Origin of the sequence: Neobacillus sp. NPDC058068 (assembly GCF_042885335.1) — a bacterium.
Lineage (GTDB): Bacteria > Bacillota > Bacilli > Bacillales > Cytobacillaceae > Neobacillus.
This window is the reverse complement of sequence record NZ_JBHVSI010000007.1, coordinates 199,897-218,256: the sequence shown is the minus strand read 5'-3', so window position 1 is coordinate 218,256 and position 18,360 is coordinate 199,897. Positions and strand designations below refer to the sequence as shown.

Below are 18,360 nucleotides of genomic sequence, written 5' to 3'. Positions count from 1 at the left end.
TTTTCACCACTCAATTTGACTTCTTTAATGTAAAAAAGATGCTCGTTCCTACACCTAATTGACTCTTTACCCAAATATTACCGCCATGCTCCCTGATAATCTGCTTAGCAATGGCAAGTCCAAGACCGCTCCCGCCTGTTGATTTATTTCTTGAAGTATCTACACGATAAAAACGTCCAAAAATATAAGGAAGAAATTCCGGCTCAATACCGGAACCAGTATCATGGATTTCAATTTCGATAAAATCTGTCTCTTCACTAATATAAATGCATATATTTTTCACCGCATTTTTCATATGCTTTACAGAGTTCTCCGTTATATTCGTCATTACCCGTTTTAATTGTTCACGGTCGGCAATAGCCATCACTTTGTTTTTCGTCCTGTTTTCAACATTAAGCTTAATCTCTTTTTCCTCTAAATCAAAACTTACTTCCTCAACAAAATTTATTATAAAACGGATTAAATCAATGTCCTCGAAGGCAAACGGCAGCTTTTTTAAATCAAGTTTAGAAAATAGAAATAAATCTTCAATTAATTGATCCATATCTGTCGCTTTTCGTTTAATTCCAGAAAGGTATTTCTCCATTTTACCCTTTGAATCGGCAACGCCATCCTGGATTCCTTCAATATAACCTTTAATAGCAGTTATAGGGGTTTTTAAATCGTGAGAAATATTGGAAATCAATTCTTTTCTGCTTTCTTCATATTGAAGCTGAAGGTCGATGGATTCTTTTAGTTTTATCCTCATTTTGTCAAGCGCATGGCTAAGCTGGCCAATTTCATCTTGCCTTCCATAATCGATCTTTACTTGTAAATTACCTTCGCCCATTTGTTCAGTTGCATTTTTCAAAGAAAATAACGGCTTAATAATACTCTTGGATACAAAATAACTTAATAGACCATTTACAAGAATTAAAGTAAGAAATAATAGCCCAAATAATAATGGAAATAAGCTTCTGGACAGCTCACCAAATGGACTCACTTCCCTCATAATAATTACACTGCCTTTTTCCTGATCCTGAAAATAAAAATCGAATTTTACATATAAATAAAATTGATGATCTATACTGATGGTGTCTCTTACTTTAATATTTTCCGGTTCAAAAACAGGAAGATTTTTTTCGTCCTTTATGGAATTTAATATTTTTGAGGAATGTACAATTTTTTCTCCTTTACGGATGATTAACCCAGAAGAAACTGAAGCTAACTGTTGATCGTATTGTTTAAGTATGGATTCATTTAACAATTGATTTGGTTGTTTTTTAGCTAAATATTTTACATCTAGAAATACATTTTCCTCTGGTTTTGTTAAGGGTTTAAGTGCATATTGACGAGTATACAAATCTTTAATACTCCGGACATCACCCGTAATCGCCACTGGTATTAACAAAGCGCTTATTATGAATAGTGCTAGTGTAACGATTAGCATAGTAGTATGTGAAATCAATAATCGCCACCGAATGGACATAAGAGTGCCTCCCGATCTGAGGTAAAGTTATCTTAAATTTACTGTAAAATAAACAAGGTTGTCACCTTTTTGAGACAACCTTGTTTCAAATTAATTATTTCCCAAAAGGAGCTTCCTTCATCCACTGATAACATCATTCTCCGGCAAGCAAATAATTCAGGTCCCGAGTCCATGGCAAGATTAAGTTTGAACTACTATTATCAATCGCCTCTACTAATTGTATAGGGAATGGATTTCACCATTCCTTTGACGATCTGTCATTAGTTGAATGTTTTTAAAAACTAAATTTTGGTTTAAGATCACCATTATAAGGTTCATGCTCAACAAATACAGTTATGTCCTTGCCATCTTTGTCTTTACCAGTCCTTTTATACGTAAATTTATTATTATTAAGTTCGGTAAGTTCAAGAGCAGCACCATACTTATTATCTCCAATTGAAACATGGGCTCTTATTTTATTTTCGTGTACAATATCGAAGTAGCCATAATCACCGCGGCTTTGGCCTGTTACAGCATTGAAAAACTCATATTTATTCGTCTTATCATCGAATTTTGCCAGACTTATAAAATTTGAATTATATGTTGTAATATCATTGCCGTTTTCATCTAATACCTTTGTTCCATGCCAAAGGGTGCTGCCTAAAATAGTATCTCCATCAATATTTTTAACAATATCTCCAGTATTTGTGTCCAACTGCTTGTCCGGGTCAGTAAAAGACATCTCTTCTCCTTTATATTTAACATGTTCAACGAATACTTCTACGTCGTTGCCAGTAGCATCTTTCCCCATTCTTTTATAAGTAAAAATATCTTTATTTAGTTTTGTTATGTCAACAACAGCTTGGTAATTCATTGATTCTGAAATTAATATTCTCTTCTTTCCATCATTGGTGATAAAAAAAGTTCCTTTATCGCCACGACTTTTACCCGTTTTTGCATCAAAAAATTCATATCTTCCTGATTTCGCGTCATATTTTGCAAGTCCAATGAAGTTTGCATTCTCTTTTGTTAAGTCATGATTATTTTTATCGTAAACCCTCGTACCTTGCCAATTTGTGCTGCTAAGAATATTAGCCATTTCCTGTCCTTTAGTCAGTTTATTTATTGATTTTTTTTTCGATTCTTGGGCTTTATTCGCTTTCGCTTGTTCTGTTTTTGTTTCTTTCTTTAGTACACTTGCGTCGGCTTGCGTACTTGTGCTGCACGCTGCTAATGCAATTGTCAATCCGAGAAAAGGTGTTAATATTTTTGCTTTCTTAATCATTTTTCATCCCCTAATTCAATAATGTATGGCTCCGTCGACGTACATTTATTGTACCTGACAGAACTTAACTCCCCGTATAAAAAACATTACCAAATTCTTAACTTTTTCGTTTAATATATTAAGTTGAGAACCGTTTACTTTTACAATCAAAAAAAGAAACCATTAGACAATGATTTCTCACTTACTGACATTCAAAACCTTATTCCCTTGGTAAATTGCTCCATTTTTTACTCCTTAACCACTTGACTGATACAAAGCTGCCGGGTGCACTACATTTCGGGTGTGAATCCACTGCTTTTAAACTTGTTTTTATATATGCTTTTTCCTATGTGGGTACTCCAAAAGAGAACGACTTACTAACAGGAAGGCAATTTTTTATTATGAAATGACGGTACAAAAAAGGCTCCCCATTAAGGGAAGCCCAAAAATACCTAGCTCTTTCCTCTCTATTTCTTCTCTGGTTTTCCGGTGACAATCAGCTTCATGGTGGAAGTGGCCTTCGCTTTTCCAGCAAAGTTTTCCGCCTCCGCAATGAGCGTATGTTGACCGTTAGGAAGGTTCAGCTCGATTGAGAACGTTCCATCATGGTCCGCTTTCACAGTGCCGAGAAGGTTTATCTTATTGCCCGCTTGTTCATACACATGAACGGTTGTACCGGCATCGGCTTTTCCTGTAACAATCGCTGGTTCACTTTTTACCTTCTGATTGTCAACATCCCAGACCGGTGCATTTGGAAGCTGCTGTTCCGCATTCATCGACCAGCGGACCGCATTGGTAAACAGCTGTTTCCCTTCTGCCGTCCAGCCGTGTTCCGGACCGATAATATTGGTTGCAGTGAACGAGGACAGCAGCAGGTGCATATGGTCTTTGCCCCTGAATTCATACGCAATCGCATTTCCTTTGTCCTCACCATCGACGTTCAATCCTGCCAATGGGGTTCCGCTGTAATTTTTGAATGTGGCATATGGGCTCTTTTCCGGATGGATCTTGATCAAACCGTTTTCATCCGCTTTAATGCCTGCAAACAGCGGATGGTTTGCCAAGCTTTTCAGATAAACGGCCCCTTCATTGTAGCCCTGCTGATCTTGTTCCGGCGTGCCCAACGCTTGCTGCAAGAGCTGGATTGAGCCATCTTTCATTCCCCATGTACCGGTAAAGATTAAGCTGACTTTATGCTCATCGCTTTCCTTGATCAACTGGTCAACCTGGTCCTTCGTGCCAGTGTTCGTGTTGACAACCACTGCTTCGTACTTGTTCAGATGGCCAAGGAGGTCCCAGCCTCTTTCTTCCGCAAAAATTCCTTGGTCGTTCAGGAACTTGCTTAGCTCCCCGTTCAGGTCGCCGAGGACTGCCACTTCGATGGCATTCAGTTCAAGCTTCACGGTCAGATCCTCTTCCCCGACTATGACTTCAGTCCTTGCCGGCAGATAGCCATCCTGTACCACTTCAATCATATATTCACCAGGGAGCAGGTTCTCGAATACAAATGATCCGTCCGAACCGCTTGCTGCGTTTCCTTTGAAATCCGGTTCATCCTTTGGAATAAGCGTCACAGAAGCACCTGCGACCGGCGCACCTGTCTTTTTGTCGACGGTCATTCCCTTCAGGTTGGAGCCCTCGATTGCTTTCAGTACAAAATTTAATTCAACGCTGCTGCCGGTTTCCATAATTTCTACTTGGCCGGTCTGTTCAGCAAAGCCTCGTGCCTGAACCTTCACATCGTATTTGCCGGTTCCAATGCCAATCCGGTAAAGTCCGGCAGAATTCGTTGTGGTTTTGACGTTCGTGCCCGGGATCGAGACAAGCGCATTGGCAATCGGCTTGCCCTGTACATCTGTCACCACTCCTTTGATTTCACCCTGGCTTGCAATCAACGCATAATCGATGGCATTCAGGTATAGCTGCACCGCATTTTTTGTCCAGCGTTCCTCAGGGTCGCCGTAGTTGCCGATATGCAGTGCCGACAACAGAATGTGTACGCTATTTGGCGACCTGAACTTCACGGCGACAGATGCGCCGACAGTTCCCTTCGCCGGATTAGTTAAGGTCCCAAGCGTCGTGCCGCTGTAATTTTCAAAGCTGGAATATTGGACGGCTCCCTTAATATTTTGCAGGAGTGGATACTCCTTACCCGCCTCAAAGCCGCGGAAAATCGGATGGTTCCCGTCGACTCGGATGTTGAGTTCTTTATCGACATAATTAGACGTTGTTTTTTCTGGGTCGCCATAGGCCTTTGAAAGCTCACTTATGGAACCGAAACCGTATTGGCCTGGGAAAATCATGCTGGTCTGATGTTCGTTTGCTTTTTCGACCAATACCTTAAAACGGTCCTTCATCGTACTTGAGATATCATTGGCAATAATCAGCTTGTAATCTCCAATCTTCTCAATCAGCGTCTCAAAATCGGTGTATGGATAAAAATCAAAGTCATAGCCGTACGCCTTTATGAATGGAACAATTTTCGCTTCATTATACGGATTGGCAAGGACAGCAATTTTCTGGGAAGCAACCATCGATACATTGAGTGTTACTGTTTGCCCCTCGACAATCTGAACTGTTTCAAATATTGGCTTGTAGCCTGATGCACTGATGCGCACCTCATATGAGCCATTCGGCAACGTCAACTCGTATTCTCCTGCAGCACTTGTTTTCACCACAGCAGTAGTTCCCAGCACTTCAACGACAGCGCCGGCAATCACATTCTTCGTTGCCGCATCGCTGATTTTCCCCTTCAGGATGCCGGCATTTTGAGATTGAATCGTGAAGGTTTCATTCAACACCTGGCCATTCTTTATGGAAACAGTAAATTCCTTTTCGTGATGGCCGAAAGCTTTTACCGAAACTGTGTAGGTTCCAGTTTCAAGCGCTGTAAAGAATTTGCCCTGTTCATCTGAGATCAGCTTTTTGCCCGTTTCTTTAATAACCGCCTCTCCTTTTACCTTGATGCCCTTTTCGTTCTGGATGGTTCCGTGCAGTTCTCCGACAAGCGGGGCCTTCTCGGCAAGAGCCCAATCGATGGCGTTCATCAGCAGTTTTTCCCTGCCGGCGTCAAAGAGTGCCGGATCGCCTGGTTGGAAAACGTGGCTGATGGTCATATTCGCCAGCAGGATCTCCAATGATTCACTTGTCCGCCCTTTGTAGGCCACCATCGAACCTTTTTCGCCGGTCTGTGATTGTTCAAAAGCGACGACCGTTTTTCCGGAATAGCCATTGAATCCATAATAGTAACCGGATTTGCCCGGGATGTCGATTACATCTCCGGCCTTAAAGCCTGCTGCCAATGGATGATCTTCTGTTACGATGCCTTTTGATCCGGTTTTATTCGTACCATCAAATATGGACGAAGGATCTCCATCATACTCGTACAGATAACGTATCGAGCCGCGGCCGCCTGTCTGGCCGGTCCAGATGACCGATTTGCGTTTTTTATCCAATGCTTCCTGGAATGCCTTGAAGTCTGCTTTTTTCGGGACCACTTCCGGCTTATAATCCGAGTTCGCGAACACAAGGTCTACCCCATCCAGCTTGTCAATATCCTTGAAGTCGAGGTATATCACTTTATAGCCTCGTTCCTCCAGGTATTGTTTAAAAGTGGTTCCAGAGGCTGTCAGGTCGACAATCAGCCCAATCGTTGGAGAAGGACTCAGTTTCACACTTAAGGCAAGCTTTTCCCCTTTAGCGATCTTGACTGAAACTTCCTTGCGGACAAACCCTTCTTTTTCCACACGGACCGTGTAGGTTCCCGGTTCGATTTTCGCCAGGCTGAACTGCCCCTGGGTATTCGATACGGCGGACCTCGGTTTGCCGATTAGCGTCACCTTGGCGCCTGAAATCGCATTGCCGTCCTTTTCGTTCGCAACCGTTCCGGCAATCGACCCAACATCACCGGCCACTTCCATTGAAATCGTCTGCGGTTCCCCATCTACTGCGGCTTTTAGTTTCACTGATTTCGTCTTGTATCCATATGCACTGATATTCACATCATACGTACCATCGAGGATGGCAATCGAGAATCCGCCGGTAGCAGAATCGGATTGCGTTTCAAAAGGCTGGCCATTTACTTTGATATCAACCTTCAGTGGTTCGCCGTTTTCATCGAGGACGTTCCCTTTCAAAACAGGAAATTTTACATTAGCTGCCCAAAGGATGGCGTTGAGCAAGATCTGCTTTCCTTCCGGTGTATAGTCCTTTGAACCATGGTACGACGAAAATCCATGACCGCCCATTAACAGTTCCACACTGTTTTCGGTCCTTGGCTTATACGCGATTCCAAGCCCGTCTGTTGCGGATGAACCGTCAAGCCCGATTTCCGCGAGCGGGTAGCCGCTGTAATTTTTAAAATAGGCAAACGTGCTTGCGGCCGGAGTCAATATCTTGATCGCATCCCCTGCTTTCGCGCCGTCGAAGATTGGATGCTCTGCCAGGATTTTGTATACAGCTGCCTGTGTCGTACTGCGGACGGTTGTCCGAGATTCAGGATCCTTCCTGTAGTTTACCAGGTGGTTGAGGCCTGAACCACTCCAATAGTCATCGCCAAATATCACGCTAGTTCCCGCTTCGTCTGCGGCTTTCATTGTATTTTCAAAAACGGTTTTGGTAAATGCAATCGTGCTCGGTTCGTTAAGGAACACAACATCAAATTCACCGATTCGCTTCGGAAGGTCGGCAGGCTGGACATCGACAGCCTGGATGCCGTATTCCTTGAGCAGTGCTTTAAAGCTGGTGTCAGTCGTGTAGTGATCCCCTACGACGGCAACCTCTGGCATCGTATGCAGCTTCACATCGATGTCGCCTGAATGGCGGGCAATATCCACCTTCTCCGAGTGGACAATATATCCCTCTTTTCTGAAGGTAAGTGTATACGTTTCTTCCTGAAGCCCTGTCAGCTGGTAACGGCCGTTCGCCGCGGATTGAGTTTCGGCTGCTATTGCCCCGACAGCATTTTTGGCTTCCACTTTCACCCCTTCCATTTCGAGGTTTGTCAACGCATCGGTAATCACGCCGGACAAGCTTCCTCTTTCCGAGTTTCCAAGTTTGACGGCGACCTCGGCTGGCTTGCCTTTCGCCGCAGTGAACGTTCCGGTATATGTCCCTAAGCCTTTGCCACGCACCTCAAGGGTAAAGGTGCCTTCGTCATGGAAAAATTCAAATTCCCCGTTTGCGCTGCTCTCCGCCTTCACACCTGTTTCGACTACTTCAATACTCGCTTCGACCGGTTCGCCGGCGGCATTCACGACTGTTCCGGATACTTTTCCGAACTCGGAGCTGTAAAGCCAGTCTAGGCTATTCAGCAAAATTTGTTTCTGTCCAAGCATCCAGTCATCGGCTGTTTCCCATGGTACAGAAGCAAAACTCGACAACAAGAGATGGGCGCTGTTTTCTGAGACGGCCTGATAGGCAACGCCGGAACCAACATAGCCAATTTTCGTGGCGCCGATTTTGCCAAGCGTCCGGCCTGTGTAGTTATTGAACCAGGCAAAGTCCGCATTATTCATCAGCAGCGGGATTTCGCTCCCTGCCTTGTACCCCTTCACAATCGGATGCTCTGCCTCCACCTTCAGGGCTACCTCCCCTTCATTATAGCTGTGGCCAAGTTCACTTGGGTTTTGGTAATAATCCTTCAGCTGGTGGATGGAACCATAGCTTTGACCCCATTGGTCGGTAAAAATGATGCTCACATCATGCTTTTTCGCTTCATTGATTAGTTTCGTAACCTCTTTCTCCGTTGGTATTTCTCCATCAGTGCCATAGGCGCCGTTCAGGTATAAAACCTTGTAGCGGCCGATATCATTGACAACATCCCAGCCGCGTTCTTCCGCATGATAGCCGCTTACTTCGAGAAGCTTGGTGATGTCGCCTTTATAGTCGTTCAGGACCGCCACATCAATTGGCTGCAGCTCAAAGGTGAGGGCTGCTTTTTCCCCCGGCTTGACCGCAATTTTAGCAGTGCCATCCTTAAAGCCGCCCAGCGAAAATGCAACGTCCCATGTGCCTTCGAAAACTTCTTCGTTGGCAAACATCCCGGCGTCATCCGTCACGCCGCGAATGCCGGGAGACTTCATGTCGACCGTTACGCCTTTGAGCGGTTTTCCTGTCCGTTTATCTTTGACCACAATCGATAGCGAGCCTTTCTTTGCATCCTCAAGCTGATAGTCTTTCGCCAGCTTATAGCCGGAGACAAACTGAACCTTTTCGGTAATCTGCTTTTTGCCATAAATCGAAATGAGGACCGTGTATTCACCCGGAGTATGCTTCAGCACAAAGCTCCCGTCTGCTTCCGCTGTCGTTGTTTCACCGGTTTCTTCGACCGTCAGCGTTCCTTTGACCGGCTGGCCATTCGTGTCTTTCAAGGAACCGGTAAGAGTACCGGGAGACTGATAGCTTTGAATACCTTTTAAATATGGCAAAATCACCTGGCCTGGCAGGATTGGAATTCCCGATGTACTGTATTCCGGGAGAATGATATCCTTCAGCCTTTCCCCGGTAAAAGCGTCCAGAACCGATACTGAACCAGTCGTGGAAGCAAAGAACAGCAGGCCGTTTGCCGTTACCGAGCCGCTATTCAAGGTTGTTCCGACCGAGGTGTTGCTCCACAATTCTTTCCCCGTTTCTTTATCGAATGCGCGCAGATTGGATTGCACTGCTGATCCCATGATGACCATATTTTCATAGACAATCGGCGATCCCGCCTGGGTATCCCCGATCCCGGGAACCTTCCATTTTTCTGAGCCTGCCTGAGCATCTAATGCATACAGTGTGCCGCCGTCCGTATCGAAATTGATGCCTGTAAAGTAAAGGACTCCGTTGTCGTACACCGGCTTAGAGGCAATCCCTTCTCCGGATAGTTTTTTCTGCCACACTTCAGTACCGTCTTTTATTTTCAAGGCACGAATCGTTTGGTTGTCATAGCTGCCAACATAAATCAAGCCATTCCCGATGCTTGGCCCAAAATAAGTCGGTGCGCCAAGCTTTACGCTCCACAGCTTACTGCCCGTTTCAGGGTTTAATGCATGCAAATGGGCATTTACCGTAAGGTCCGATGATACGAAAAGAGTGCCTTCATGGTAAACGGGAGATTCATAGATTGCCATTGCCCCGACCGTTGTACTCCATTTGATGCTGCCGGAAGTGAGGTCAAGCGCATAAATCTTCCCATCCTGACCGCCGGAGAGGTAGACTGTGTTTTGTTCAATGGTCGGTGACGAGCGGTTCGTGCTGCCAATCCTGACAGACCATCGTTCCTTACCTGACTTGGAATCGAGTCCAACGACCCAGCCCCTGTCTGTTGTTAAAACAATATACCCATTAGCGGCGGCAGGTGTGGAGAACAGGATGTCGCCTTTTCCTTCCGCACTATATTCCCAGGATTTCTCCAGTGACTGAACATCAATTGCGTTGCCGGAGACGGCATTCCGCTGGGCATTCCCATTTGCAATGCCCCACTGTTTGTTTGGTGCGGATGCCAGCTTTTGAACCTTCAGTTCGAGCGTGATATTTTTGTTTACAGTCAGTTCCTCCGCTTTGCCTTTAATGCCTTCACCAGTTACCTGCATTTCATAGGCTGCTGCCGGAACCCGCTTGATTTCAAAATTGCCGCCTTCGTCTGTCCGGATGGCGGAAAGAGGCGTATTTTTCAATCGGATAAACGCATAAGGAACCGGCTTGCCGGACTCGTCAACAACTTTTCCGTTGACGGTGTAGGCCTCCGCGTCTTCAAGGACAAAGTTGGCGTTCGTTACTTCGCCTTTCTTAAGGGTGACTGTTCCTTCAAACGTCTTGTAACCAAAGGAAGTAACCGTTACTTTATGAGAACCTTCCCTAATTTTAAAAGAAAAGCTGCCATCCTTCGTGATTTGGTAGGAGAGGCCTTCAGCATCTATGTTCAAATTCGCTGCGATTGGCTCACCCTTTTTGTTTTTAACAGTCCCCTTCAATTCACCGGCAAAAACCGCTTCGGTGACCGCCTGGTAAATATTGATGATCCCGCTGCCATAGGAATCGTTTGGCAGGGTTCCCATATGAGGATCCTTGCGGGCAGTATCCTTGAGGATTTTTTTAGCCTCATCAACCGTAAGCCCCGGGTTTGCCTGGTACAGAAGCGCAACCGCTCCGGTTACATGCGGAGTGGCCATTGATGTCCCGCTGATTGTGTTATATTTTCCTTTATTTAATTTACCTGGCCATGCCGAATAAATCTTGTGGCCAGGGGCGGAAATATCCGGCTTGATGATCCGCTGCCTTTCGCCATTGCCATCCTCCCAGTAAACCGGACCCCTGCTAGAGAATGAGGCCGTTTGGTCATACATATCAGTGGCTCCGACGGCAAACGTTTCCGGGAAGCTGCCCGGTGATCCGATTGTCTGGGACCCCGGCCCGTCATTCCCTGCAGCAAAGGACGGAAAAATGCCTGCTGCAATCCAGGCTTTCACATCTTCATAGAATTCGAGAGTGTATGTATTCGAATTCCCCCAAGAATTGTTGACAACGTGCGGCGCTTTGGAAGGGTCTCCTCCTGGTGCAAGGAACCATTCGAATGCCTGGTGGATGCCCGAAAGAGTGGCATTCCCGCTGTCGTTGAAAATTTTGGCTGCAATCCATTCGGCTCTAGGAGCAACGCCGATTGGCTCACCGTCGCCGCCTCCTACTGCCGTCCCGGCAACGTGGGTACCATGGCCGTTCCCGTCATTTGGTGTTAAATAATTTTGACCTGACAGGTCGATCCAGGAATATTGCTGATTGCCGTCACGGCCGCGGTAATTCTTTCTTAGGGCTTCATGATTACCGTCAACTCCGGAATCCATGATGCCTACTACAATTCCTTCGCCCTTAAGCCCGTATTGCCCCCAGACTTTTGGTGCGAAAATTTTCTCAAGGCCCCACTCGGGAAGCCTTGGCGGAGCAGCCTCGACCGTGATTTCCGGAAGGCTTACAATTCCATCCAGTGTAATTTCTGCGATATCATCCCGCTGCTTCAGCTCCTCGTATGCTTCCTTCGTCACGGTAGCGGAAATACCATTGATAATCCACAATGTTTCCTTTTTCTTGGCTTTTCCTTTTGATTCCATCGCCTTTAGTGCCTGTTGTATTCCTTTTTGCGAGTTGTCGGCTTTTTGTGTGAGGTGATCTTTGATGGCTTTGATCTTTTCGGTGCGGTTCTTCTTCTGTTTCATCTGAGGGTAAATGGCCTGGAGGTCTGGTTGGTCTTTCATTTTGATGATGACGTCGACTTTACTGCTTTTCTTGAACGCTTCCTTTAGTGTTGATTCCGATTTCTCTTGTTTGTCTGCTGCTTCTTCAAGCGGCGCCGGCTTGATTCCAAGGCCTGTTAAAAGGTTGGTAAGTTCGTTCGTGTCGGCATCCTCGCTTTTTTCAGGCCCTTCATGTTTCAGCTCAGCAGCCCTGGCATCCTGCTCCCGCTTCTTTTCCAACTGAAGCTCCTCTTTGGAAAAAGAGGATGTCTTGGCTTCTGCCAATGCTGCCTGGGGCGCAAACGTGGAAAACAGGATGAGTAGTGACAAAAGTACAGCAAACCATTCTCTCTTTGATTTTTTTCGCAAAAACGACAAAAAACAGCACCTCCTAGAATTTATTAATCGAAAGAATTCTTCAAATCTATTGGAAATTCCTTCTAAAATGATAAATTCCCAGAAGATTCTGACAAAAATGGTTCAGGAGTCCTGCCTGTTATTTTTTTAATAGGAAAAAAGGCATGAGGAACCAAGAAAAGACAAAAATCATTAATTATTGTGTAAAGATTGGGAATTTCATGATATATTCTTCTTATAATAGGTAAATATCGACAATTAGAATGGGACTACAACACTTAATGAAGTAGTCCCATTTTTATATTAAATAGAAAGTAGGCTTGTAAATGAAAACAAACATACAAAAAGGCTATGAAAATAAGAAAATTGGCCAATACGGCAAATTCGGCTGCTCCTTCTTTATTGTGGCAATTTTTTAACTAATCTTTTTATAGAATTTTGATTAATCCTAAGAAGTTTTTTCCAAGGATAAATTCCTTTTGGTTATCAGAAATTTGAAGTGTATCAATCCAATTTTTCTTAGTCGAATAGTCATATTTATTAAATTTTTTCATTCCATATGGTCCGTCACAGCCATAAAGGATTTTACGATATCCTAAAGATTCCACTGCCTGCTTCACTATAGCTGGATTAATATAATCACTTGAAGTGTCTATAAAAACATTTGGCTTATCTCTTACGTATTTCCATAGTTTTTTCCAAAAGGGGATACCGGCATGAGCGTAAATTAATTTAAGTTTAGGGTAATTTTCAGGTAAATATTTATAGGAGTCTAGTTCTGAAGATAGATGAATAATCATAGGTATGCCATTTGATTCGCACATAGCCGCAACTGGACTAAGAGCCTTAATACTATATGCATGCATGAACGGATGAGCTTTCACTCCAATAAAACCAGGTTTATTTAGATATAATTCTACTTCATCCACTGATTCGGGGATCATTGGATTCACTGCTGCCCAGCCCAGGAACCGGTCTGGAAATCGATCAATGGCAGCAGCAACAATATCATTGCTCGGCTTAGTAAAAATCTTGTATGAATTGCCGTAAAGTTTCATATAGCCATCCTTTACTAGACCATCATAAATTTTGAATCCAATTTGAGGTGTATATAGAATTAGAAAACGAAATAAGCGTTGTAAATTATGTTGAAAATTGCTATCCACTTCAAACATTGTTTCGTTCATGGGGGCAATTAGCGCTGTTTTTGTTACATAATTTTTATCCATACCCTCTATCATTTTTTCTAGAGTCAGCATTGTTTCGTCCACATGAAAATGGCAATCAACAATTATTTTAATCCTCCCCTTATCCACTGCACTTTTTTCATTTTGCCGCCCTCCTTTCCCTTACTACTTATTTACCACCGAATGGTTGGATGGAAGCCTCGAAAAGGATTACGGTTGATCTGCCTTTTTACTAAATTTTGTTCTAGCTCTGACAAACTCATCATCTGATTCCAGCTTTTTACTGTTCTATCATATTCCGTTTTTTGTAAAAAAATCCACCCTTCCACCTCTATTCTTAAAGAAAGTACTAGAATTATCAGGATCAAATTGAAAAATTCACCTTTATAAAAAGTGTCTTCACTTAATATTTTTCTACAAATAAGAGAATCACCGTTTGGTTTACCGTGTTAATTTGTCCGAAAAAGGGGGTTTTTTTCTTTTTTTTATAAAATATGGAGATTAATGTAGATAACTTTTATACCGGGCAGGCAGGAAAAAATCATTCCGCTACAAAATAGTAAAGAAAACGGAACTGATGTCAAACGAGTAAGTTGAAAGGTGGTCATGATCCCTGAGTATGGAACTAACCCTACAACAAATCGTCGAAGGTCTACCGAAGTCTTTATTACATGCAAGCGATAGAGATTTGGAAGGATTCCAAAAAATTATCGATGAAACTATTAAATTAAGAGAGGGTCATCGGAACCTTCAAAAGATGGTCAAAAACTTCTCAACCTCTACGATTCAGCGTAGTTAAAACTCGATAATCAAGTCATATTAGGAAGGTGAGTCCACCCTTCTTTTCTTTTTTTACAACATTTCGAACTTTAATTGCTGGTGTTTTTTACGTTTTTTGCTAAAATACACTAGAGCACAACAGGCAGCAAAGAATACAATCAACACAGCTATATGGGCAACTGAAAACAACTCGAATCCTTGCATTCCTGTAACAGAAAACATGATGTTATCACCACCTCTCACTGTACATCGGGAGGCGGTTATTCTAGATTGTATTCAACCATCATTAAATCTGGCACGTTTTATTATCAGGCTTTGCTTTAAAGTATTGCTGAAATTAATGCATAATAAAAGGACTTCCATTTGGAGGTCCTAAGTAAGACAATTTTTATCTATTGAATATTAATCTTTTTTGGTTTGAATTTTTCCGAAAAGTAAAGCGTTAAAATAGGTTTCTTCAATAAAATAGTGATCCCTTAATTCTCCTTCTAATGCATAGCCATTCTTTTCAAGGATCCTTGCAGAGCCAACATTTGCATCCACCACACTAGCATGGAGTTTGTGCAGGTTAAGGGATTCAAATGCGAAATCACTCATCAAAGCCACACACTCCGTACCATAGCCTTTACCCCAATGGTCTCGATGAAAAACATAGCCAATTTCTGCTTGGTTTGCTTCATGATCAAAATTGAATATCATCGCTGTCCCGATAATTTCTTGAGTTGATTTTTGAACAATGGACGCATATAAATGGGTCCCCGCTGTCTCACGGTTTACCATCGTTTCAATGTGTTCTCTAGTATCATCCAAACTGTTCATTAAACTCCAGCCAATAAAACGTGAGACTTCTTTATCTGATGCATAGTTATGGATTTCTTCAGCATCATTTGTGCTTAGTTCCTTAAAGGAGATATTTTTACCTTCCAATGAATGAAATAAACTTTGCTTCATATTCTCTACACTCCCCAAACGATTAATGCCGATAACGTTCTAGCTACTTTTTAATAGCTCTGGTTGCATAAAAAGTGGGGACATTGAATTCATGAAGTTTACCTGAACCGTTTGTATCTTGGAAAATATCAGTTAGGATGAAGCCTGCCTGTAATTGTCCCCCTATTTGTTCCTCAATTGTGTGTGAAAACTGGATGCCCCAGTCATTTTTTAGCGATTTTTCATATAGCTCGGGATCCTTCAATGGATTAAATGGCAGTTGATTCGTAAGCGTTGTTTCTTCTTCATCAAATAGATAATTAAAACCGTTATCTAATCCTGCCAAGAGGATTCCGCCTTTTTTCAATACCCGGTAACATTCTTTCCATATCGGCACAACATCTTCCACATAACAATTGGAAACAGGATGGAAAATCAAGTCGAACGATTCATCCTCGAATGGTAACGGCTTGGTCATATCAGCCCTGACTGTGTTGATCTCATATTTCTCTCGTTTTGCCACTTCTTTTTCACTTTCCAATTGCTTTTCTGAATAATCCAATACCGTACACTTTGCCCCTAATGCCGAAAAGATCGGCATTTGCTGACCACCGCCAGAAGCTAAGCCAAGGATTTCGGCACCTTTGATTTCGCCAAACCATTCCTTTGGTACGGGCTTGGTCGGAGTTAGGACGACAAACCAATCATGATTTATCGCTTTTTCAAAAATCTCATGACTAATCGGCTGCCCCCATAACCAACCATCCTCCACCCACTTATCAATCGTTTTCGAATTTAGTTCTATGTATTTATGTTCCATCTAAGTCTCTCCCCTTGAAGAATCTGTTGACTTGAATTGCTTACTTAAATCATGACATGTTTCTTCAAGAAATTCTATTCATTTCTCTGTTTCATCTGAGCTTTCGAAAAAGTAGATGTTGAAGTATTGATTTCCGCTCCAACTTACACAAGTAATCTAAATAGATAATGTCCTCTAATTTATCTTCATTAATGTAATAAAGATGAATCCTTCCCATATTAATCGCAAATTTCCATTCATTCCTTCGCTCTGATTGGCAAAAAAGTACTAAAATAAATATAGTAAACTTATAAATAATAGTTCAACTTACTAGACCCATCTGGGAATATCTCTTCCGGCAGTTATCTGTTCAGTCTTTCCTACAGGCTTTTGTTTCTCATAATACGAATCAATTTCTTCAACGGACAGTAAGGATTCATTTTCCCAGTTTTTCAGAATCCCCACAATATAGTTCAGCTTTCGCTTGTTATTGGCACACGCAATATTCTTGGCTGTTAAAATCAACTCTTTCGGTTGTAAAAAGCTAGAATCATCTAACCATGATAGCAGCTGCTGTTTCGCATTTACGTTTGTAAAACCAAATCCATAAGCGTCCCAAACTCAACAATTTCTTTCACATCATTTTGATTATTCTGTAATGAATTATCGATATCTGGATTTTTCACTATATTTGGATTAAAAGGTTCTTGTTGTTGTTGTTCTTTTTCTTCTTCTGCTATTTGTCCCCTAGCTGTACACCATACTTATGGAATCAAAGTTAGGTTAACAGATGGGCAGGACAGGTTGAACGAGTTCAATAAGTTCATTCTTAATAATAGAAGTGATGCTAACTAGTTCAGAACTCTACAAAACGTACTAAAGCCCAGTACTATGAAATGACTAGGCTTCATACTGTAATTAAATTAGGCACCAAGTTTCTCCTCAATAACCTCTTGGTCAGGCTTAAACTCCCCTTCAGTCTTAGAAATGATAACTGTTGCAACCCCATTGCCAATTAGATTTGTGATTGCACGCGCTTCTGACATAAAGCGGTCCACACCAAGGATTAGAGCCATTCCTGCTACCGGGATCGACGGGAATACCGTTAATGTTGCGGCAAGTGTGATAAAGCCTGACCCTGTGACCCCGGCAGCACCTTTCGAAGTCAGCATCAAAACTCCAAGAAGTGTAATCTGCTGCCAAATGCTAAGGTCCACACCATATGCCTGGGCAATAAACAATGCCGCCATGGAGAGATAGATGGATGTTCCGTCCAAATTGAAGGAATATCCAGTTGGCAGCACCAGCCCCACCACTGGTTTCGAGCAGCCATATTTCTCAAGCTTTTCCATCATACTAGGAAGTGCTGCCTCAGAAGATGATGTACCGATTACAAGAAGGATTTCTTCTTTTATATAAGCAATAAATTTGAAGATGCTGAAACCAAACATTTTTGCAATTCCGCCAAGAACTAGGACAATAAAGATGGCCATTGTAAGGTAAACAGAGCCCATCAGTTTTCCGAGGTAAAGAAGTGACCCAATACCGAACTCTCCAATTGTATAGGCCATCGCACCGAAAGCAGCAAATGGAGAAACCCTCATAATGATATTAACGATTCCGAAGAAAACTTCAGTAACTTTCTCAAAAAACTCAATGATTGGTTTACCCTTCTTGCCTAAGTGTGCCAATGAAACTCCAAACAATACAGCAAGCAGCAGCACTGGCAATAGCTGGCCATTCGTGAATGCGCCTAGGAAGCTATCAGGTATGATGGAAAGAATAAAATCCATGAATCCGTGGCTTGTTTCCTCAGCAGCCTTTGTATACTTGGTGATATCACCCGTACCTGCTTTTGCATCAATGCCTTTACCTGGTTTTAGGACATTGGCAACAATGATACCGATCGCCAAAGCGATCGTTGAGACAATTTCAAAGTATAGTAACGCCTTACCGCCAATTTTGCCAACTTTCTTTAAATCACCCATTCCCGCAATCCCAATAACGATGGTAAGGAATATAATAGGAGCAATTACCATTTTCACCAACTTAATAAATATATCAGCTATAACCTTTAGCTGTGATCCAATATCAGGAAACACAAAACCAACTAAAATCCCTAGTATAATCCCAAGGATCACTTGAGTAGTAAGACTCTTAAAACTAATTTTCATACGCCTGCCCCCTTTTAGATACTTTTTATTGAAAACGGTTTCATTTTTTTGACTTATCAATATGTTACAATTTTGTGAAAAGTAAATATAGTTAATATAACTTTATAAATTGTTTTGTAATTAAAGTAAGCAAAGATACTTTAATAAACAGTTCTTTATTTTACATCCATTTCATTTTATAGTAGATGAAAGGGCAAAATTTCCTTTCATTCT

The 18,360-nt window shown here is 42.5% G+C and carries 8 protein-coding genes; all 8 read right to left on the bottom strand.

The window, feature by feature from the left end; translation table 11 throughout:
* Positions 1-10: 10 nt before the first annotated feature.
* The 8 genes from ACFVSW_RS10575 to ACFVSW_RS10540 all read right to left on the bottom strand — a co-directional run bounded on the left by ACFVSW_RS10575 (position 11) and on the right by ACFVSW_RS10540 (position 18,147).
* A complete protein-coding gene (locus tag ACFVSW_RS10575) occupies positions 11-1,468 on the bottom strand; it encodes a sensor histidine kinase (RefSeq protein ID WP_387315517.1) in 1,458 nt (485 codons plus the stop codon).
* A 274-nt stretch (positions 1,469-1,742) separates the two neighbouring features.
* Complete coding sequence (locus ACFVSW_RS10570) at positions 1,743-2,732, bottom strand: DUF4822 domain-containing protein (RefSeq protein WP_387315515.1); 990 nt, start codon at positions 2,730-2,732, stop codon at positions 1,743-1,745.
* Between the two features lie 446 nt (positions 2,733-3,178).
* Positions 3,179-12,298 carry a carboxypeptidase regulatory-like domain-containing protein gene (locus ACFVSW_RS10565; protein ID WP_387315513.1) on the bottom strand — a complete coding sequence of 3,040 codons (9,120 nt, stop codon included), beginning with the start codon at positions 12,296-12,298 and terminating at the stop codon, positions 3,179-3,181.
* Between the two features lie 407 nt (positions 12,299-12,705).
* Positions 12,706-13,593, bottom strand: coding sequence for an amidohydrolase family protein (locus ACFVSW_RS10560; protein WP_387315511.1), 888 nt, complete (start codon positions 13,591-13,593; stop codon positions 12,706-12,708).
* A gap of 1,053 nt (positions 13,594-14,646) precedes the next feature.
* Positions 14,647-15,195 carry a GNAT family N-acetyltransferase gene (locus ACFVSW_RS10555; RefSeq protein WP_387315509.1) on the bottom strand — a complete coding sequence of 183 codons (549 nt, stop codon included), beginning with the start codon at positions 15,193-15,195 and terminating at the stop codon, positions 14,647-14,649.
* A 43-nt stretch (positions 15,196-15,238) separates the two neighbouring features.
* Positions 15,239-15,994 (bottom strand): class I SAM-dependent methyltransferase, encoded by a 756-nt coding sequence (locus ACFVSW_RS10550; protein ID WP_387315507.1) that lies wholly within the window; start codon positions 15,992-15,994, stop codon positions 15,239-15,241.
* A 309-nt stretch (positions 15,995-16,303) separates the two neighbouring features.
* Positions 16,304-16,543 (bottom strand): DnaD domain protein, encoded by a 240-nt coding sequence (locus ACFVSW_RS10545; protein ID WP_387315585.1) that lies wholly within the window; start codon positions 16,541-16,543, stop codon positions 16,304-16,306.
* 353 nt (positions 16,544-16,896) lie between these two features.
* On the bottom strand, positions 16,897-18,147 hold the full coding sequence (locus ACFVSW_RS10540) for a dicarboxylate/amino acid:cation symporter (protein ID WP_387315506.1): 1,251 nt from the start codon (positions 18,145-18,147) through the stop codon (positions 16,897-16,899).
* Positions 18,148-18,360: the final 213 nt, after the last annotated feature.